The organism is Burkholderia sp. 9120, assembly GCF_000745015.1.
Lineage (GTDB): Bacteria > Pseudomonadota > Gammaproteobacteria > Burkholderiales > Burkholderiaceae > Paraburkholderia.
Window position 1 is genome coordinate 5099997 of record NZ_JQNA01000002.1, and the last position, 19001, is coordinate 5118997.

Sequence of the window (19001 nt, forward strand, 5' to 3'; positions counted from 1 at the left end):
ATCGGGACACGCCCAATGGTCAGGTTTGGAAGCCTGTCCGCTACTGACCGCGCACACCCACGTAACGTGGTTCATGCGTCTATCGCTGCACGTCTATATCTATGGGCGGGCGGTGACGAGGGAGCCGCGAGGCTCGCCGGTTTGGTAGCGACGGTCTTCCAACCTCGTCACACGCCCGCTCACCATCTACCCAGCAAGTGTCGGGCGATCCTCAAAGCATCCGGGAGATCGCAACCATGACCACCACCAAATCAACAACAAAAAAACCCACCTCCCGCCCACCCGTCGACGCGCTCCAATACGAAAAACTCGCCCTCTCCGCCTTCGACCTCTGCCACCGGCAAATGCGTCAACTGGAGACGCTAACAACACTCGCGTCCACATTGTGTAGGAATCCTCCCATCACAATCGACGAGCGTCATCGTCACCGCACCCTGCTCGAACTACTCACCCACACCGGCGAGGAATATCAGCAACAGTTAGCAGCCGACCTCGAGCTGTTCGGCGTAATCGCCCTCGACGCAAAGGGCGTCGCGAACAAAGAGCTCACGGCGAAGCAAGCAACCCACCTCCTAACAAACGCAACCGAGATCGCAACTCGACCATCGGCAACAACCAAAACCACGCCGCGCAAACGTTCATCGGCAAAATGCGCAGCGATCGTGAAGAAGGACCACGCGCGTCGCCCGGTCGCCGTCCAGCACTAAATCAACTCCGCAGAGCGGCCTATGGGCCGCTCGAAACATCTCGCGAAAAAGCAGTCACACAGCAAAGCAAGCTCCGCCCCGAAACCACCGCTCGCACCCCCACCGTCGCATTTCCGCATCACCCCTCCTAGCCCCCAACCTCAGCAATCCACCCGCCGCCAAAACCCCCAACCCCTTGATTCCAAACCCCTTACAACCGCAAAACCCCCATTCCCTCACATCCCGAAACAGCTTATTGTAAAATCCCGGAAAGACTTTGGAACCGGTTCCATTTACCATGCGACGAAATGCGATCGAACCTGCCAAAGACTGCGTGGCAGCGCAATGACGCGCTCCAACCTGGTGACCAGAACAACATGTCTCAATCCCCTCTAAGCTCGCGCCGCGGCTTTTTGCGCACGGCGATCGTGCTGGTTCCGGCCAGCACACTGGCTGCTTGCGACAACAAGCAACCCACCGCAACCGCAACGCAGAGCTCGAACCAAAGCTCAAACCAAAGCCAAAGCCCCGCAGCCGAAGCCACCCCCTACAAGCCCAAATTCTTCGACGCCAAAGAATGGGCCTTCATCGAAGCCGCCGTCGACCGCCTGATCCCCTCCGACGCGGAAGGCCCCGGCGCGCTCGAAGCCGGCGTTCCTGAATTCATCGATCGTCAGATGGACACGCCCTACGCGCACGGCGCGCTGTGGTACATGCAAGGCCCCTTCGCCCAAGGCGCCCCGGAGCTCGGCTACCAGCTCAAGCTGGTCCCCCGCGACCTCTACCGCCTCGGCATCGCGGCCATCAACGCGTACTGCACGAAAACCTACGCCCGCACTTTCGACGCCCTCGACGCCCCCATCCGCGACACCGTCCTCAGCGCGCTGGAAAAAGGCAAGCTCGAACTAACCGATGTGCCCGCAACCACCTTCTTCGGCCAGCTCCTGCAGAACACGCGCGAAGGCTACTTCTGCGATCCGATCCACGGCGGCAATCGCGACATGGCCGCCTGGAAAATGATCGGCTTCCCCGGCGCGCGCGCCGATTTCATGGACTTCGTCAATCAGAACGGCGCGGCCTATCCGTATGGCCCCGTGTCGATCGAAGGAAAGCGCACCTGATGTCTACTCAAACCAAACCGCACGTCGACGCGGTCATCGTCGGCTTCGGCTGGACCGGTGCGATCCTCGCGAAAGAACTCACCGAGGCGGGCCTGAACGTGGTCGCGCTAGAACGCGGCGAGTATCGCGACACCTATCCGGACGGCGCGTATCCGAACACGATCGACGAACTGACCTACAACGTCCGCAAAAAACTGTTCCTCGATCTGTCGAAGACCACCGTATCGATCCGTCACAACATCGCCGAAACCGCGCTGCCGTATCGGCAACTCGCGGCGTTTCTGCCGGGCGAAGGCGTCGGCGGTGCGGGTCTGCACTGGTCGGGCGTGCACTTTCGCATCACGCCGGAAGAACTGAATCTGCGCAGCCACTACGAAGAGCGTTACGGCAAGCGCTTCATTCCGGAAGGCATGACCATCCAGGATTACGGCGTTACTTACGACGAACTCGAACCGCATTTCGACTTCGCCGAAAAAGTATTCGGCACCTCGGGCCAGGCCTATAAAGTCAACGGCAAGGTAGTCGGCGACGGCAACGTATTCGAAGCGCCGCGCAGCGATAACTTCCCGCTCGCCGCGCAGTTGAACACCTATTCCGCCGAGCGTTTCGGCAAAGCCGCGCGCGAACTCGGTCTGAATCCGTACCGTCTGCCCTCGGCGAATACCTCGGGTCCATACACGAACCCCTACGGCGCGCAAATGGGACCGTGCAACTTCTGCGGCTTCTGCAGCGGTTACGCGTGCTACATGTACTCGAAGGCCTCGCCGAATCTGAACATTCTGCCCGCGCTCAAACCGCTGCCGAACTTCGAACTGCGCTCGCGTTGTCACGTGCTGCGCGTCGATCTCGACGATACGAAAAAACGCGCAAAGGGCGTGACGTACGTCGATCCCGCAGGCAACGAAGTGTTCCAGCCCGCCGATCTCGTGATCGTCGCAGCGTTCCAGTATCACAACGTGCATCTGCTTCTGCTGTCGGGCATCGGCAAGCCTTATGACCCGATCTCGGGCGAAGGCGTGGTGGGCCGCAATTTCGCGTACCAGAACCTGTCGACGATTACGGCCTTCTTCGACAAGGACACCTTCACCAATCCGTTCATCGGCGCGGGCGGCAACGGCGTCGCGGTGGACGACTTCAACGCCGACAACTTCGATCACGGCCCGCTGGGTTTCGTCGGCGGTTCGCCGTTGTGGGTGAATCAGGCGGGTACGAAGCCGATCAGCGGTATCGCAACGCCGGCCGGTACGCCGAACTGGGGTTCGGACTGGAAGAAGTCGGTGAAAGACCACTACGCGCACACCATTTCCATGGATGCGCACGGCTCGAACATGTCGTACCGCGACGTGTTCCTCGACCTCGATCCGACCTATCGCGATTCGTACGGTCAGCCGCTGCTGCGCATGACTTTCGACTGGAAAGACAACGACATCAAGATGGCCCGCTACGTGACCGGTCAAATGCACAAGATCGCGCAGCAGATGGGACCGAAGTCGATCAACGTCTACACGCGCGAATTCGGCGCGCACTTCGACTCGCGCCGTTATCAGACCACGCACCTGGTGGGTGGCGCGGTAATGGGCACGGATCCGAAGACCAGCGTGCTGAACCGCTATCTGCAAAGCTGGGACGTGCATAACGTGTTCGTGATGGGGTCGTCGGCGTTTCCGCAAGGCATCGGCTACAACCCGACGGGCCTCGTCGCCGCGCTGGCCTACTGGTCGGCGAAAGCGATCCGCACGCAGTACCTGAAGAACCCCGGGCCGCTGGTGAGCGTATGAAGAAGATCAACGAAATCCAACGCATCGCGCGGGCGATCAAACATGCGGGCGCGGCGTCGCTGTTCGTAGCGGCTGCGATAAGCGCACCGTTCGCGGTGCAAGCGGCGACAGTGGCAACGGCAAGTGCAACGACGCCAGCGCCGACTCAACCGCAACCGCAACAGCAACAGCAATCCGACGCGGCACTCATCGCCCACGGCGAATACCTCGCGCGCGCTGGCGATTGCATTGCCTGTCACTCAACACCCGCAGGAAAACCCTTCGCAGGCGGCCTGAAATTCGACACGCCGATCGGCGCGATCTACTCGACCAACATCACGCCGGACCGCAACACCGGCATCGGTTCGTGGACCTTCGCGCAGTTCGATCGTGCGGTGCGAGCGGGCGTAAAGCCGAACGGCGACACGTTGTATCCGGCCATGCCGTTCCCGTCGTACGCGCGACTGAACGAAGACGACATGCACGCGCTGTACGCGTACTTCACGCGGGGCGTTGCGCCGGTCAACCAGGCGAACCGCGCCGTCGATATCGTCTGGCCGCTGTCCATGCGCTGGCCGCTCGGCATCTGGCGTCACCTGTTCGCCCCTGAACCCGCCACGTTCGACGCAACGCACTACACCGACCCGGTCATCGCACGCGGCGCGTACCTCGTGCAAGGCCTCGGCCACTGCGGCGCGTGCCACACGCCGCGTGCGGTAACGATGCAGGAACGCTCGCTCACGGACCTCGACGGCGCCGAGTTCCTCGCGGGCGGCGCTGCTATCGACGGTTGGGTTCTATCGAGCCTGCGTGCCAATCCGCGCACCGGCATCGGCGCATGGAGCGAAGCCGACCTCGTGCAATTCCTGAAAACGGGCCGCACGCAGCACAGCGCGGCATTCGGCGGCATGACGGACGTCGTGCAGCACAGCATGCAGCACATGAGCGACGCGGACCTCACCGCCATCGCGCGATATCTGAAGACGCTGCCGTCCACCGATCCGAAGGAAACGCCGTACGCGTACAACGACACCGCCGCGCACGCACTGCGCACCGGCGACGCCACCGCACCCGGCGCGGCCGTCTATCGCGACAACTGCACGGCCTGCCATCGCAGCGACGGCCGCGGCTACAACCGCGTGTTCCCGGCACTCGGCGGCAACCCGGTCGTCCAGGGTAAAGACGCGACGTCGCTGATTCATGTGCTGCTCACCGGCAGCACGCTCGAAGGCACGAAGACCGCACCGTCCTCGTTCACGATGCCGCCGTTCGGCTGGCGTCTGAACGATCAGGAAGTCGCGGACGTCACGAACTTCGTGCGTACGAGTTGGGGCAATACCGGTTCGACGGTCAACGCGTCCGATGTGGCGAAGGTCCGCAAGACCGTCACCGTCCACGCGCCCGACATGCCGCCGGGTGCTTCGCTGAGTCACTAACTCACCACGCAACGCACGCAAAACACGCAACACACGCACGGCGCGCCGTGCGTGTGAGTCCCTGTTCCCCGCCTCACCTAAAACCCGCTCCATCGACAGAAGGCGCGGACTCGCGTGTGCGCGGCAAAAAGAGAGATCGCCATCAGGCGACCTGAAATAGACGTTCCAACCGAGCTATTACCACGATGAAAAAGCAATGGATTGCCGCCCCTCTGATGTTGTCTTTCGCCGGCATTGCGTCCGCGCAAAGTTCCGTGACGCTGTACGGCATCGTCGATGCGGGCCTCTCGTATCGCAGCAGTGAACGCACCGGCACGGCCGGCAATTACAGCGGCCATTCGAACGTTGCGGCGACGAGCGGCAACCTCTCCGGCAGCCGCTGGGGCATTAAAGGTCAAGACGATCTGGGCGGCGGCTGGAAAGCGCTGTTCCAGTTGGAGGACGGCTTCGACATCACGAACGGCAAGACCGGCCAGAACGGCGGATTGTTCGGCCGCCAGGCGTACGTGGGGATCGGCAGCCAGCAATACGGCACGATCACGTTGGGCCGTCAGTACACGTCGTTGAACGACTTCGTGGCGCCCGTTTCACCGGTCGCGCTGGTCGGCGGCTACGGCGCGCATCCGGGCGACATCGACGATCTCGACCAGACCGCGCGCGTCAACAACTCGATCAAGTACACCAGCGCGAATTACGCGGGCTTCACGTTCGGCGCGCTGTATGGATTCGGTGGTCAACCGGGCAGCCTGAAGCAGCAGAATACGTGGAGCGTGGGTGCCGGCTATGCGAACGGACCGCTGCACGTGGGCGTTGGTTATGAACGTTCGGATAACAGCAAGAGCGGCCCGACAGACAGCACCTACGGCAAATGGAACGGCACCGACGACGGTCTGTTCAATTCATCGATCAACGAAGGCTACGCCAGCGCGCAATCGCAACAGATCATCGCAACCGGCGCGACGTATGACTTCGGCCCGGCGCTCGTCGGCGTGAACTACAGCAACGTGCAATACCGCTCAGGCGCCGACTCGCTGTTCAAGGGTCACGCAACGTTCAACATTGCGGGCGTGTTCGGTCAATGGACGATCCGGCCGGCCGTGCAACTGTTCGCGGGCTACAGCTACACGCGCGGCGGCGAGGTGGATGGCGTGGACGAACGTGCGCAGTATCACAACGTCACGCTCGGCGCGCAATACAACCTGTCGAAGCGCTCCACGGTCTATCTGATGGGCGGCTATCAGCACGCGTCTGGCGGCACGCTGGACGCGCTGGGCAATCCGGTCGCCGCCACCGCATCAGTTAGCGACAAGGGCAATAGCCACTCGTCGGCGGCGCAGTCGCAGGCGATCGTGAGCATCGGCGTGCGCCACAAGTTCTGATCGCTCAGTGCGGCGCTGACGTTGCGGGTTGCGCGCCGCCGTGCGAGAGGTCCGGCGCGATCACGCGTGCGTCGTTCAGAATGCCGCACGGGTCGAGCAGGTTTTTAAGTTTGCGCATCAGGTCCGTCTCCGCTGACGAGCGGCTCAGATGCAGGAATTCCTGCTTGACTACACCGATACCGTGTTCGGCGGAGATGCATCCGCCGGCCTTTTGCACCTGCTCATAAACGAGCGTTTCGACCTGGTGCATATCGGCCATGTTCGCATACGGACCCGACAGCAGATGCAGATTGCCATCGCCGAGATGGCCGAAGAACAGATGCGTTTGCTCAGGGAAGCGCGACGTCAACGCCTGCTTCATCGCCGTGACGAAGCCGTCCATTGCGATCATCGGCAAACCCACGTCGAACGCGGCGTGGGGTTTTAGACGACTTAGCAATTCGCCGACGGTCTCGCGATACGCCCACAGTTGCCGCGCGTGATCGAGCGATTGCGCGACGATCACGTCATCCACGATTTCGTTTTCCAGCGCGTATTCCAGCACTTCTTCGAGCGCCTTGCGCTCGCTCTCTTCAGAGCCGCCCAGCGTTTCGACCAGCACATACACGGGGGAACGCGTCGCGAACGGCGCCTTGAGTCCGCCTGTTTCCATCGCTGCGGACATGAAGTCGTCCCACATCAATTCGAACGACGACAACGCCGGCAAACGACGGCGCAGTTCTTTCAGCAAACGCGTCGCGGCATCGAACGAACCGAGCGCACAGAGTGCAGTATTCGCAACCGTCGGCTTCGGTTCGAGTTTCAGCACGAGGCGCGTAATCACGCCGAGAATCCCTTCCGAGCCAATGAACAACTGCTTCAGATCGATGCCCGTGGTGTTCTTGGTGACCTTGTTCATCATCGTCAGCACGGTGCCGTCCGCGAGCGCCACTTCCATGCCGAGAATCAGATCGCGCATCACGCCGAACCGCACCACGCGATTGCCGCCCGCATTGGTGGCCGCGTTGCCGCCAATCTGACACGAACCGCGCGCGCCGAGATCGAGCGGAAAGAACCACCCTTGCGCTTCGACGTGGGTCTGCAACTGCTCCAGCGCGAGGCCGGCCTGCACGGTGATCGTGCCGCCGACATGGTCGAACTCTTCGATCACATTCATTTTCGCGAGCGACATCGCGACCTCGCCGGCCTGCGGCGTCGCGCCACCTGCGAGACCGGTCAAGCCGCCCTGCACGACGACCTTCTGCCGAAGCGCCGACAGCACGCCGAGCGCGCGCGCCACTTCGTCGGGCGTGCGCGGCATCAGCACGAGCGACGGGCGTCGCTTCTCCGTGTCGCTCCAGTCGCCCGCATGCGCGTCGAGCACGCCAGGGTCGAGCGACACGCATTGGTCGCCCAGTTGTTCAACGAGTGCCTGCTGTAAGTCCGTCATATCGTGTAGGTGCCGTGTCATCCAACAATCAGCCTTGTTCCGCGACGTGCCCGAGCTGGCCGCCGAAACGCTTCAATCCGAGGCCGGCGACGAGCGCGATCACCGCGACGCCGGTCAGAAATAATCCGGGCGCTGCCGCCGAGCCGGTCTTGTGCAATAGCTGCGTCACGACCAGCGGCGTAATGCCCGTAAAAATCACTGTAGCAAGATTGAGTGATAACGCAATGCCGCTGAAGCGCACGGGCGTGGGAAACAGATCCGCCAGCAGGTACGCATACGACCCGTTGACCAGACCGCCGACAAAACCGATCACCACGAAAGCGGCCACCGGATCGATCTGATGCGCGGCGATGAGCCGGTAGAACGGATAGCTGCCGGCCAGCATGAGGAGCGAGCCAATCCGGTGCCAATAACGCGAAGGCAGCCGATCGCCGAGCCACGCGAAGAACAGCAACGAAGCGGACATGGTCGCGATACCGATGTTCTGCCCGGCGCTCGCGAGACTCGGCGAGACGTGCAGCACGGTCGTCATATACGAAGGCAACACCACGAACAGCAGACTGTTCGACGCATTGACAATACCCGCCACGCCGACGCCCACGGCCACCTGCTTCGGATACTCGGTGAGCACGATCCGGAACGGCCGCTTGACCTTATGACTGCGCAGCCGCTGAAATTCCGTCGATTCTTCCAGCGACGTGCGCAGCCAGTAAGAGACCAGCCCAATCACACCGCCGAAAATAAACGCGATCCGCCAGCCGAACGCCAGCACGGACTCGGCGCTCAAGCCCGCATGCAGCGCCAGGCTGATCAACGTGGCCGTCAGCACACCGGAGTTCAAACAGAAGATCACGAGCCCGCTAACGAGACTCGCCCGCTGCGGAATCTCTTCCACCACATACGTAATCGAACACGGCAATTCGCCGGCAAGGAAGAAACCTTGTGCAAGCCGCAGCAGAATCAGCAGAACCGGCGCCATCACGCCGATGGACGCATAACCGGGAATCAGGCCAATGCCGATTGTCGAGGCCGACATCGCCAGCACGGAGACCAGAAAAACCAGCCGGCGGCCGAAGCGATCGCCAAGACTGCTGAGCACGATGCCGCCAAGCGGCCGCGACACATAACCGATGGCGAACACGCCGAACGTGCTGATCAGCGATGCGATCGGATCGGCGGCCGGAAAGAACTGCCGCGCGATTTCGCGGGCAAACACGCCGTAAATGATGAAGTCGTAGATTTCCAGCGATCCGCCGAGACTCGCGAGAATGACCGTCTTCCAACGGGTTTGGCGCGCGGGCGCATGCGCCGCCGCTGCCAGGTCTGCTGAGGCCATCGGGTTGTCTCCATCGAATTATTGTGTTCTGTTCAAGCGGCCGTCCGGCCGCGAATCATGCCACGGGCACGGGCGTCGCGGCGGGCGTGCCGGTTTGCAAAGCGGCTTCACGGCCGCCGAATGCCTGAATCAGACGATCCTGATCGGCTTTCGCGAGCCTGTCCACGCCTTCGGGGTCGAGCAGTTCACGCAAACGCTTCTCGAACGAAGCCAGCACCGGTGCGTATTCCGGCAGTCCCGCGAGATCCTGCAACTCTTGCGGGTCCCGTCGCAGGTCGAACAGCTCGGGCCGCAAGCCCACGTAATGGTGGTACTTGTAGTCGGCATTCGCCAGCATGTAGGCGGCGGTTTCCGAGCCGACCGCGTGGTACTCGCTGAACGCCAGCCGCTCGGGTTGAGCCGGCGCGTTGGCGAGTTTCGCGAGCGACTCGCCCGGGCTCGCGTTCGCGGGCGCCGTGCACCCAGTGCGTTCCAGAATCGTGTTCTGAATGTCGATCAACGACACCGGCGTTTCGCACACTTTGCCGCGCGGAATGCCTGCGCCCGCAACGATCATCGGAACACCAGTCGACTCGCGGTACATCAGGCATTTGTTCCACATGCCGCGCTTGCCGAGGTTGTCGCCGTGATCGCTGCTGTAGATGATCGTGGTCGACTCGTCGAGGCCGTTGTCCTTGAGCGCCGCGAGAATCCTGCCGACCTGCGCGTCGAGGAACGTGACCAGCGCGAAATAGCAGGCCATCGCGAGGCGGCGGCGTTCATCGGTGCCGATCGCGGCGTCGTGATCCATATGAATCGCCTGGCGCTCCACCCATGGATGCCGGACATAACCGCTCGACGGCTGCAACGGCGGCAATTCGATGCTGGCGGGATCGTAGAGATCGAGATATTCCTGCGGCACGATCAGCGGGAAATGCGGTGCGACGAGTCCCGCGAACAACACCCACGGCTTCGTGTCGTCGCGCGGCTCGCCGAGCCAGTCGACCGCCGTATCGGCCACCCGCATATCGAAGCGGTTGTAGTTCGACAGCCCCGGGCCGATCTTGTCGTACAGCGGCGAGCGTCCCATGGTGCGCGGCAACGGATTGCGCACGGAACCCCACACCTGACCGATGCCATCAAGAATATGCACCGCGTGCTGCTGATGCCGAAAACCGACCGGCGCCGCCTCGCTCTGGTAGTGCAGCTTGCCGATCGAGTCCGTGACCATGCCGTCGTGCGTCAGGTACTGCGCCCAGCCGGGCGTGCTGCCGTCGTACGCAATCGCGTTGTCCCAGCAGCGAATGTCGTGCACGTAGCGGCCCGTTGCGAGGCTCGCGCGGGCCGGCACGCAGATCGGCGACGGCGTATAGGCGTTGCTGAAGCGCGTACCGCGCGCGGCGAGCGCGTCCAGATTCGGGGTGTGAATGAACGGGTGGCCGGCGCATCCCATCAGGTCGTGCTGATGCTCGTCCGACAAAATGAACAATACGTTCGTGGGCTTCATGGTGGGGGTGTCCGGGCGCGCTATGAATGCGGCTGTCTCCTGAGCTTAATCATGGTCCGTGAGCGCATGACAAGCAATTGACATTTTGTCGAAAGCGCATAACCATAAGTTATTCGCCAGGAGGAGTGCTGTGGACCCGATCGAGCGGTTTTTTCAGGCTGGATTGAAGCTGAACCATCTGCGGTTGCTCACGCTATTCGATAGTCTCGGGCAGATCCGGCTCGTGGCGGAGAAACTGAATGTGACGCAACCGGCCATCTCGAAGCAACTCGCCGAACTGGAGGCCGGACTCGGTGTGTCGGTCATGACGCGGGTCGGTAACCGGCTTCAGTTGACCACCGTCGGTGAAACGCTCACCAAGCGCGCGCGGGAGGTGTTTCATCAGCTCGAACAGGCGCGCTATGAAGTGGACGCGCTGACCAGCGGGATATCCGGCAAGATTTCAGTGGGCGCGGTCGCGACGGTATTGCCGGTGTTCGCGCCGGAGTTGATTCTCGAGTTGAAACGGCGCGCGCCGCAGGTGAATGTCGCGCTGCAAGAAGCGACCAGCGACCGGCTGTTTCCCTTGCTCGCCAACGGGTCGCTGGATTTCGTGTTGAGCCGGACCGAGCCAGTGGGATTCGGCAAAACCGAATTCGCTTCTCACATCATCATGGACGATCCGATCGTCGTGGTATGTGGCCGCGATCATCCGCTGGCGAATCGAAGGACTGTTACGCCGGCCGACCTCGCCGGGTCGCCGTGGATTCTGCCGCCGAAAGAAGCGCCTACTTTCCTTGCGTTACAAAGTTGGCTCGGCGAATCCGGACTCGCATTTCCCGATGGCTGCGTGCAATCCATCTCGTTGCAGACCAATGAGGCGATGCTCGCGAGCTACCCGTTTCTCGCGTTGATGCCCTTAGCGGTTGCACGCAAGCGAGCGGGCCGCGCCGCGCTCGCTATTCTCGCGATGCCTGGTGCGAGCTTTCTGGAGACGGTGCAGTTGTTCTATAGCAGCGAGTCGGTGAATCCGGTGCTGCCTGCCGCGCTCGAATGTGTCGCTGCGGTGCAGGAGCGATTGCGACGGCCGGTCGCGGATTGAAGCGGTGGTGGTTCGGTGCGGTTAGGTAGGTGCTTTTGCTTTTGCGTTCGCATCGAGCATCTGCAGATGAAGCGCTTCGGTTTCGTCGTCCGCAGGGAACATGCACTCGATCCGTAGCTCCTGCGCGGCGATGGTTTGCGGCGTACCGACGCTGGTGACCATCGAGAAATAGTTCATCACGCGGCCGTCTTTGATGAAGCCCATTGGTATCACCGGCATGGACGCCGATGCGGAGTCGGCCTTTAACGCGTCACCGGGTTGCAGCTTCGCGTCCACTTCGGGATACGCACGCAACGCGTCCAGCAATTCACGCGTTTTGTCGTCGATCACTCGCCCGACCGACTCGCGATAAACACGCTGAATCAAACTATCCGCCACCGCTTTCCAATCGGACACGAACGGCCGCATGCCTTCGGGATCGAAAATCAGATGCAGCATGTTGCGCGGCCCTTTGCGCGCCGCCATGTCGATAAAGCAATTAAAAAAGCGCGGTGCGGACTCGTTCGTCATCAACACATTCCAGTAACGGTCCATGACGATGGCCGGAAACGGTTCATGCTGCCGAAGCATCCGGTCGAGCGCTTTCGTGACGCCGTGCATTTCTTGCGCATTCCACGCGCTTTCGGCGTACATCGGCGCATAGCCGGCCGCCAGCAGCAGCGTGTTGCGTTCGCGCAAGGGGATATCCAGCGTCTGCGCGATATCCATCAGCATCTGCCGGCTCGGCACGCTGCGCCCGCTTTCGATAAAGCTGATATGACGCTGCGAAACGCCTGCATTGAAGGACAAATCCAACTGGCTGATGCCGCGCATATCTCGCCAGTGACGCAACAACACGCCGAGATCGTTCGGCGGTGCCTTTTTGCTGGGGTTCGGAGGGTTCATCGTTCTCTTATCCGCAGGTCGATACAGAAGCGGTTCGGTGATCGGCGTCGTGTGGTCAATCTTCCACGTTGAGCGATCAACCGGACCTCGCCGGTCAGCATACTACGCGTCGCCGACCGGCTCGTTCCTGAGGAAACTCAGGCATGCTATGCGTGAACCTGGAACTGAGCTTCCAGCGGCGGCTGCGTAATACTGCCCACGTAGTTCGTGATGGTCGACGCCGCCGTCACCGCAAGCAGTTCGAGCACTTGATCGCGACGAAAGCCCGCTTCGAGAAACGCGCTCACGTCCTGGTCGTCGAGATGGCCGCGCTTTTCAATTGCGGTCTTCGCCAGAGTCGAAAGCGCTGCATGCTGGCGATCCGCAGGCGCACGGCCGGCGCGAATCGCTTCGACGTCGGCGGGCGTGAGCCCTCCGTGCAGCGCCAGCGCCGTATGAAACGCGACCGCCCACGAACATGCGTTGGTCACTGCATTTGTCAGCAAAAGCGTCTGGATCTGCGCTTCCGTGAAGGTACCGGAATGCACCTTCTGAAACAGATTGATAAACGCGCCGATCAGCACGGGCGATTCAGCCATCGCACCCGCAATGTTCGGGATAAAACCAAAGGTCTGCTGAAGCTGCTGCAACACGGGCCGCGATTGTTCCGGCGCGGAGTCAAGGGTATGAACTTGAAACGTCGACATGATGTGTCCTCGATGGTGAACGCGGTTCAGGGTGAACGGCGCGACCACCGAAGATTAGGCGTGGGCGAGACGCTCGCCAATTACCTCCCATGTAATAGAAGTTCGATACGCTCGGCGTCAGGGCACGCTCCCCGCTTTTCTGTTACAACATGAAAGGCATTTCCCTGCTTAACCTGCGAAGAAACGCAAGCCATCTACTCGATATAAAAGACCGTCATCGCACAGACAGCACTTATTACCCGACAATAGAGCCCTCGACGACTGAGCCGCACACGTCGCCCTCTAACAAAAAAACCGGGAGTCCACGCCAATGAACAAACGCCAGTTCCTGACCCGCGCTGCCGTATTGAGCGCCGCGGCAGCGCCCGCCTTCGCCGCCAAACCGGCGCGTCACGAAGCCTGCAATGCGTCACCGGTGGTGCTGACCCTCTCCGGTTCAATCAAGCGCCACAATCGCGGCGCACTCGATCCGGCATTCGATCAATTGCTCGCGAAGCATCAGGTGAAGTTCTCGGAAGCGTACGGCATGGACTTTGCCTCGCTCTCCAGCATGCCGCCCGTGACGATCAAGCCCACCACCGAATACGATTCCCGCCAGCATGTATTGAGCGGCCCGCTATTGACCGATGTACTCGAACACGTCGGCGCGCCGGGAGCGGGCAGCACGCAAATTCTGATGCACGCGGTAGACGGCTATGCCGTGATGACGACGCTCGACAAAGTGCGCGCCTACCGCTTCATCGTCGCGACCCAAATGGACGGCAAGCCGCTGCCCTTAGGTGGCGTCGGCCCACTCTGGGCCACCTACGACGCGGACAACATCGCCGAACTGTCGAGCAAGCCGCTCAAGGATCGCTTCGAGTTGTCGCCGTGGGGGCTGTACCACTTGCAGGTGATCGAAGCGTAATGCTCAAAACAGGTGATGAATCCCGCTGAGGAACACCGTCTGTCGTCCGCCTGACGCCGCGCCAATACCGATCGTGTTCGCCACCGCGCCGCCGCCCGCGGTCTCGAACATCAGGTCGGCGTAGAGCTGGGTTGTCTTCGACAGCGAATAGACGTTAGCCACGGTAAATTGCGTCCAGCGATGTCCGGCGAGTGTCGCGGTCCACGCCCCCGCCGACACCTCTTCGGCGGGCGTCAACCGCAGATTCGCGCCACCGTCGACGCTGCAAAAATGTTCGACGCCGCCGGCCGACTCGATCCTCACGTCGGTGGCGAGCGCATGCACGGTCACGCGCTCGAACCGGTACGACCCGCCAATGCCCATATCGCGCACCTGTTTCGCGTTGAAGGTCGCGCCCGGCGCAATCGTCTGGCCTTCGAACGACGTCAACCCGAGTCCGGTGGAAAGCGGCAGCAGGCGGTCGCGATACTCGGAATAAACCGCCACCAGTTTGACCGGCCCATTCGTATAGTTCGCGCCGAAACTGATGGTGCGTCCGTTGGTATTGCTTGCCGCGGCGCCGGCGAATCCATACATCGCCCCGAGCGACAGTCCGTGATAATTCGCGCTCTTCCATTTCACGGTATTCGATAGTTGCACCGGCAACGTGCTGCCCAGACCATCGAGATTGCCGGGATGAAACGCCGAGAAGTCGCCGAGCAATTGCCCCGTGGAAACCGAACCGAGCCACTCGAAATTCCAGTCCGTCTGACGGCCCAGCGTCATCGTGCCGAATACCGGATCGGCCAGACCGACATACGCCTGCCGATTGAAGAATGTACTGCTGCTGGCGGAAGCGCCGGTTGTCGTGACAAAACCGCTTTCGAGCCTGAATAGCACCGTGCGCCCCGCGCCGATATCCTCGACGCCCTGGAAGCCGAAGCGATCCGCCTGTAACGTACCCTGCTCGGCGATATAAGCCTTTGCGCCGTGCAGATTGCTCACATAGCCGAGACCGGCGTCGAGACTGCCATACAGCGTGACGCTGCTCTGCGCCTGCGCCGTTGAAAAAACGCCGAGCGCAGCCGAGCACGCGAACGCCGTCGCGTGAAAAGCGAATTTGGTTTTCATGAGGTGTGGGGTGAAGCGTTGGAAGGAGAAAGGCGAACTACAAATTACGAATTACGAATTACGAAGGCGTCGATGCCCGCGTTCCGCAGAGTCAGGTGGGTTGGATTTTTTCCGTCGGCACAAGACGCCATGCACCGAACACGAGATTGACCAGGATCGCCGTGAGCGTGCCCGCCGCCATGCCATTACCGAGAACGATCTGCACGGGTCCCGGAAACGACGCATAGACGTTCGGCACCAGAATCGGTATCAGCCCCACGACGAGCGCCGCCGCCAGCGTGTATTGATTGCCGCGCGCATGCAGATCGACCTTGCCGAGCAGATTGATGCCCATCACACCGATCATCGCGAACACGATCAGCGCCGTGCCGCCCACCACGGGCGCGGGAATCGCGTAAGCCAATCGGCCCAGCGGTGCAAACAACGCGACCACCATCAACATCGCGCCGGCCGTCGCCGTAACGTAGCGCGAACGTACGCCCGTGGTCTGCACGACGCCGATATTCTCCGCGCTGGTGATAATGAGCGACGTGCCGAGCAGCGTGCCAACTAATGACGCGAGCGCATCGCCGCGAATCGTTCGTGGCACATCGCGGCGCATGTCGATCGGCTTGCCGGTGATCTCGCCGACGGCCACCGTCTGCGCGGTCGCTTCAGCCATCGATATCACGCTGAAAATCAGCATCGGCAAGGCGGCGAGTATGTCGAAGCGCGGCATGCCGAACGGCAACAGCGCCGGCAGCGTGAACAGCGGCCCGTCCCACAGACCGGCGGCGGGCATCAGCCCGACCGCCCAACCAGCCAACGTGCCGACCACGAGCCCCAACAACACGGCCAGCCGTCCGACGGTGCCCTTGAACAAACGCGCCACCGCGATCGTCGCCACGATCGTGACCACCGCGAGACCGAACGACAGCGGCCGTGCAAAGCCCGGCGTACCCGGCTGCCCGACCACGATCCCCGCGTAGATCTTGATCAGGCTGACCGACACGAGCACCAGCATCGTGCCCACCACCACGCGCGGGAAAAATCTCAGACAGCGCGCGAACACCGGCAACACGAGCCAGTAGAACAGACTGGTGAGGATCGCGGCGCCCGCCGCGGTACGCAAATCCGTCTGCGTGGCGATCACCGCGAACAGCATGGCCGGCGCACCGCCCGGCACCATGACGAACGGCAGGCGCGCGCCGATCGACCCCGCGCCCAGCGATTGCAGCAACGTGCCCGCGCCGCACACGAAAAACGTCGCGCCGATCAGATGCACGGTCATGTCGCCGGGCAGCGACAACATCCGCGACACCAGAAAAACCGCCGTAACGGGCGAGGCCGCCATCGACAGAACATGCTGCAGGCCGAACAACGCCAGTTGCCAGGCGGGCAACCGCGTGTCGACGCTAGGTGTGGCTGGATCTGAATTCACGTAACCCCCGGGAGGCGAATCGCAACTGGGCGCAACAGCGCGCGCGACGTTCACGCGGGCAACCACGGCAGTTGCTCGCGGCTATAGCGGAACGTCTGGAATACGCTGTTCAACTGGCCGGGGCCCGTCTTGCGCGCGGCCTCGTCCGGGTATTCGCCGAACCAGGGAATCACGTATTCCCACACCACCTCGCCCGCCGGCGTCACTTCGAACAAACGCCCCGTGGCGGATTCGGTAATGTGCGTGTTGCCATTGGCGAGGCGCTGCGCGTTACCCATGAACGCGCTGTAAAACGCGTTGACCATGTCGTCCGCGTACGACCAGACCACCTCGCGAGTCAACGGATCGATCTCCAGCACGCGCGAGAACGCTACATGTGCGCCAGCGCGGAAGTTGCCGTTGTCGAACGTGAGAATGTTGCCGTTGGCGAGCGCTACCGGGGCATGCTGATGCGACACGACGCTCGGCGGAATGTGCGTCGTGACGCGGCCGCTTTCACGGTCCACCGCAATGATCCCCGACGTGGTGCGCAAACTCATGAGCACCTCGCCTTTCGCGTTCACGCCGAGTCCGTTGACGAGCGGCCAGTGATAGCGTCCAAAGCCTGCCGCGATCGGAAAGTCCCTGGGATTCAGATGCTCCGCAGCCTTCCATTCCCACACCAGTTCGCCAGCACGATTCACCTCGCGGATCACGTCCGCGTACATCGGTTCGTCGGGCCCGTGCGCGGTGCCGCCCGGCACGCGCTCCGCGAAACCGACCGGCACCCGTTCGCACGCGGCGTACAGCAGGTTGCCGTTCGGCAGCCACTGCGCGTCGTGATGATGCGCGGGATCTTCGTAGCGCCAGACCACCTCGCCTTGCGGCGTGACTTCATAGAAGTCGCCGCCGTGCCACATGGACCATGGCGCGTAGCGGTCTTCCGAATTCGCATGGTTGCCGTTGTAGCCGAGATTGCCGTTCGGCAGAATCACCGCGTGGCGGCCCGGACGCACCGGCATCTGCCACTCGTGTGCGACTTCGCCGCGAATGTCCACGAGATAAACGCGACCGCCCGCCGTCTGCGGCGCGATCAGCGTATACCCGCCAGCCGACCGTTGCGGGTCGTGAGCAATGAGACCGACGCCGCGGCGCCGCTGGGTAATCTGGTCGACTGTGGTGGTCACGATTCGCTCCGTTAAGATGATGGAGCAAAATCTAGGCTATTCGATCCGTCAGGAAAACATGATTGTTCCATACGGCCTGTACGGAAAAACTATACGGTGCAAATATGCGTCCAATATCGCAGACATTCCGCTGTTTCGACGAGGTAGTCAGGCGCGGTTCGATCCGCAAGGCGGCCGAATCGCTGCACCTGACCGCTGCCGCAGTGCACCAGCAAATCCTCAATCTGGAGGAGCAGGTCGGCTCGCCGTTGTTCGATCGCTTGCCACGCGGCATGCAACTCACCACGGCCGGCGAAATCATCATTGCGGCAGTGCGGCGCGGGCAGCGCGATTTCGACAATGCGATGACCCAGGTCGAAGATTTACGCTCGTTGCGGCGCGGGCATATCAACCTGGCGGTGTCGCCTTCGTCGGCCGAACAGTTGGTGCCCGATGCAATCATGGCGGCCATGCAGAGCTATCCGGGCGTGACGTACAGCGTGCGGTCAGGCAACGGCGAAAGTATCCTGAAGTGGGTCGAGACTGGCGAAGCCGACATCGGTTACGGACTGCGCCGCAAACCGCCGCCCGGCGTCGTGGAAGTGCGCTCGTTCTCGCAGCACCTCGGGCTCGTTACGCCGCCGGGGCATCCGCTGACCAAACTGAACAAGCGGCCGCGACTGCGTGACTGCCTCGACTATCCGCTCATTCTGATGACGCCCGATACCGAGTTGCGCGCGATGGTGGATCAGATCGACCATCGCGAGAAACGCAAGGCGCGCCCGCTGGTGGAAACGAGTTCGGTGTCGATGGTGCGTCGACTCGTGGCGGAAGGGGTGGGGATCGGCTTTCTGATCGCGGAGAATGTCGCGGAAGACGTGGCGCAACGCAAACTCGCGTGGTTGGCGCTAGCGGACGCCGGCGCCAGGTCGTTCAGTTGTCTGTACCAACGCGCGGACTTGAGCACCACGGTCGCGATGAGCATGTTCCTGCAGTTTCTCGGCCAGTCGATCGAGACGACTGAAAGCCGTTTTCATGCGAGTACGCCGACGCGCCGCAAACGCGCGGTAAAGGTCACGTGACGGCGCGATTGCTTCGTTGTGAACGCGTTGTGAACACATCGTGAACGCTACAGGT

The 19001-nt window shown here is 62.0% G+C and carries 16 protein-coding genes; 8 read left to right on the forward strand and 8 right to left on the reverse strand.

Features of this window, described 5'->3' with window-relative positions; translation table 11 throughout:
• Nucleotides 1-236: 236 nt before the first annotated feature.
• The 5 genes from FA94_RS30860 (at nucleotide 237) to FA94_RS30880 (ending at nucleotide 6379) form a co-directional block, all read left to right on the forward strand.
• Nucleotides 237-707 carry a hypothetical protein gene (locus FA94_RS30860; protein ID WP_035558605.1) on the forward strand — a complete coding sequence of 157 codons (471 nt, stop codon included), beginning with the start codon at nucleotides 237-239 and terminating at the stop codon, nucleotides 705-707.
• 356 nt (nucleotides 708-1063) lie between these two features.
• Entirely contained in the window at nucleotides 1064-1807 is a 744-nt protein-coding gene (locus FA94_RS30865) for a gluconate 2-dehydrogenase subunit 3 family protein (RefSeq protein WP_035563612.1), read from the forward strand.
• Nucleotides 1807-3585 (forward strand): GMC family oxidoreductase, encoded by a 1779-nt coding sequence (locus tag FA94_RS30870; RefSeq protein ID WP_035558608.1) that lies wholly within the window; start codon nucleotides 1807-1809, stop codon nucleotides 3583-3585. Before FA94_RS30865 ends, FA94_RS30870 begins: the two co-directional genes overlap by 1 nt.
• A complete protein-coding gene (locus FA94_RS30875) occupies nucleotides 3582-5000 on the forward strand; it encodes a c-type cytochrome (RefSeq protein WP_035558610.1) in 1419 nt (472 codons plus the stop codon). Before FA94_RS30870 ends, FA94_RS30875 begins: the two co-directional genes overlap by 4 nt.
• 185 nt (nucleotides 5001-5185) lie before the next feature.
• Nucleotides 5186-6379, forward strand: a complete 1194-nt coding sequence (locus tag FA94_RS30880; RefSeq protein ID WP_035558613.1) for a porin — start codon at nucleotides 5186-5188, stop codon at nucleotides 6377-6379.
• Between the two features lie 4 nt (nucleotides 6380-6383).
• Here FA94_RS30880 and FA94_RS30885 read toward each other — a convergent pair whose 3' ends face one another.
• The 3 genes from FA94_RS30885 to FA94_RS30895 are packed head-to-tail and all read right to left on the reverse strand — an operon-like array spanning nucleotide 6384 to nucleotide 10630.
• Nucleotides 6384-7808, reverse strand: coding sequence for an FAD-binding oxidoreductase (locus tag FA94_RS30885; protein WP_156126748.1), 1425 nt, complete (start codon nucleotides 7806-7808; stop codon nucleotides 6384-6386).
• Nucleotides 7809-7836: 28 nt separating this feature from the next.
• Nucleotides 7837-9144 (reverse strand): MFS transporter, encoded by a 1308-nt coding sequence (locus FA94_RS30890; RefSeq protein ID WP_035558616.1) that lies wholly within the window; start codon nucleotides 9142-9144, stop codon nucleotides 7837-7839.
• Between the two features lie 55 nt (nucleotides 9145-9199).
• The gene (locus FA94_RS30895; protein ID WP_035558618.1) at nucleotides 9200-10630 is read right to left on the reverse strand and encodes a sulfatase family protein; all 1431 of its coding nucleotides are present in this window, start codon (nucleotides 10628-10630) and stop codon (nucleotides 9200-9202) included.
• Between the two features lie 130 nt (nucleotides 10631-10760).
• Between FA94_RS30895 and FA94_RS30900 the strand changes: the two genes are divergently transcribed.
• Nucleotides 10761-11711 (forward strand): LysR family transcriptional regulator, encoded by a 951-nt coding sequence (locus FA94_RS30900; protein WP_035558620.1) that lies wholly within the window; start codon nucleotides 10761-10763, stop codon nucleotides 11709-11711.
• Nucleotides 11712-11732: 21 nt separating this feature from the next.
• Here FA94_RS30900 and FA94_RS30905 read toward each other — a convergent pair whose 3' ends face one another.
• Together FA94_RS30905 and FA94_RS30910 are read right to left on the reverse strand one after the other, a co-directional pair.
• Nucleotides 11733-12596, reverse strand: a complete 864-nt coding sequence (locus FA94_RS30905) for a helix-turn-helix domain-containing protein (RefSeq protein WP_035558622.1) — start codon at nucleotides 12594-12596, stop codon at nucleotides 11733-11735.
• Between the two features lie 146 nt (nucleotides 12597-12742).
• The gene (locus FA94_RS30910; protein WP_035558625.1) at nucleotides 12743-13282 is read right to left on the reverse strand and encodes a carboxymuconolactone decarboxylase family protein; all 540 of its coding nucleotides are present in this window, start codon (nucleotides 13280-13282) and stop codon (nucleotides 12743-12745) included.
• Nucleotides 13283-13592: 310 nt separating this feature from the next.
• Between FA94_RS30910 and FA94_RS30915 the strand changes: the two genes are divergently transcribed.
• Nucleotides 13593-14189: a putative pterin-binding protein gene (locus FA94_RS30915; RefSeq protein WP_035558626.1), complete on the forward strand. Its 597-nt coding sequence runs from the start codon at nucleotides 13593-13595 to the stop codon at nucleotides 14187-14189.
• Between the two features lie 3 nt (nucleotides 14190-14192).
• Here FA94_RS30915 and FA94_RS30920 read toward each other — a convergent pair whose 3' ends face one another.
• The 3 genes from FA94_RS30920 to FA94_RS30930 all read right to left on the reverse strand — a co-directional run bounded on the left by FA94_RS30920 (nucleotide 14193) and on the right by FA94_RS30930 (nucleotide 17885).
• Nucleotides 14193-15299, reverse strand: coding sequence for a porin (locus FA94_RS30920; RefSeq protein WP_035558629.1), 1107 nt, complete (start codon nucleotides 15297-15299; stop codon nucleotides 14193-14195).
• 91 nt (nucleotides 15300-15390) lie between these two features.
• Nucleotides 15391-16719 carry a uracil-xanthine permease family protein gene (locus FA94_RS30925; protein WP_035563619.1) on the reverse strand — a complete coding sequence of 443 codons (1329 nt, stop codon included), beginning with the start codon at nucleotides 16717-16719 and terminating at the stop codon, nucleotides 15391-15393.
• 50 nt (nucleotides 16720-16769) lie between these two features.
• Complete coding sequence (locus FA94_RS30930) at nucleotides 16770-17885, reverse strand: aryl-sulfate sulfotransferase (RefSeq protein ID WP_035558631.1); 1116 nt, start codon at nucleotides 17883-17885, stop codon at nucleotides 16770-16772.
• Nucleotides 17886-17989: 104 nt separating this feature from the next.
• On the opposite strand from FA94_RS30930, the gene FA94_RS30935 reads away from it, so the two are divergent.
• Nucleotides 17990-18946 (forward strand): LysR family transcriptional regulator, encoded by a 957-nt coding sequence (locus FA94_RS30935; RefSeq protein ID WP_035558634.1) that lies wholly within the window; start codon nucleotides 17990-17992, stop codon nucleotides 18944-18946.
• Nucleotides 18947-19001 lie beyond the last annotated feature (55 nt).

What these genes read in the sequence shown, in the direction of transcription:
- FA94_RS30860 (WP_035558605.1), top strand. Translation starts at nt 237, where the DNA reads ATGACCACCACCAAATCAACAACAAAAAAACCCACCTCCCGCCCACCC.
- FA94_RS30865 (WP_035563612.1), top strand. Translation starts at nt 1,064, where the DNA reads ATGTCTCAATCCCCTCTAAGCTCGCGCCGCGGCTTTTTGCGCACGGCG.
- FA94_RS30870 (WP_035558608.1), top strand. Translation starts at nt 1,807, where the DNA reads ATGTCTACTCAAACCAAACCGCACGTCGACGCGGTCATCGTCGGCTTC.
- FA94_RS30875 (WP_035558610.1), top strand. Translation starts at nt 3,582, where the DNA reads ATGAAGAAGATCAACGAAATCCAACGCATCGCGCGGGCGATCAAACAT.
- FA94_RS30880 (WP_035558613.1), top strand. Translation starts at nt 5,186, where the DNA reads ATGAAAAAGCAATGGATTGCCGCCCCTCTGATGTTGTCTTTCGCCGGC.
- FA94_RS30885 (WP_156126748.1), bottom strand. Translation starts at nt 7,808, where the DNA reads ATGACGGACTTACAGCAGGCACTCGTTGAACAACTGGGCGACCAATGC.
- FA94_RS30890 (WP_035558616.1), bottom strand. Translation starts at nt 9,144, where the DNA reads ATGGCCTCAGCAGACCTGGCAGCGGCGGCGCATGCGCCCGCGCGCCAA.
- FA94_RS30895 (WP_035558618.1), bottom strand. Translation starts at nt 10,630, where the DNA reads ATGAAGCCCACGAACGTATTGTTCATTTTGTCGGACGAGCATCAGCAC.
- FA94_RS30905 (WP_035558622.1), bottom strand. Translation starts at nt 12,596, where the DNA reads ATGAACCCTCCGAACCCCAGCAAAAAGGCACCGCCGAACGATCTCGGC.
- FA94_RS30910 (WP_035558625.1), bottom strand. Translation starts at nt 13,282, where the DNA reads ATGTCGACGTTTCAAGTTCATACCCTTGACTCCGCGCCGGAACAATCG.
- FA94_RS30915 (WP_035558626.1), top strand. Translation starts at nt 13,593, where the DNA reads ATGAACAAACGCCAGTTCCTGACCCGCGCTGCCGTATTGAGCGCCGCG.
- FA94_RS30920 (WP_035558629.1), bottom strand. Translation starts at nt 15,299, where the DNA reads ATGAAAACCAAATTCGCTTTTCACGCGACGGCGTTCGCGTGCTCGGCT.
- FA94_RS30935 (WP_035558634.1), top strand. Translation starts at nt 17,990, where the DNA reads ATGCGTCCAATATCGCAGACATTCCGCTGTTTCGACGAGGTAGTCAGG.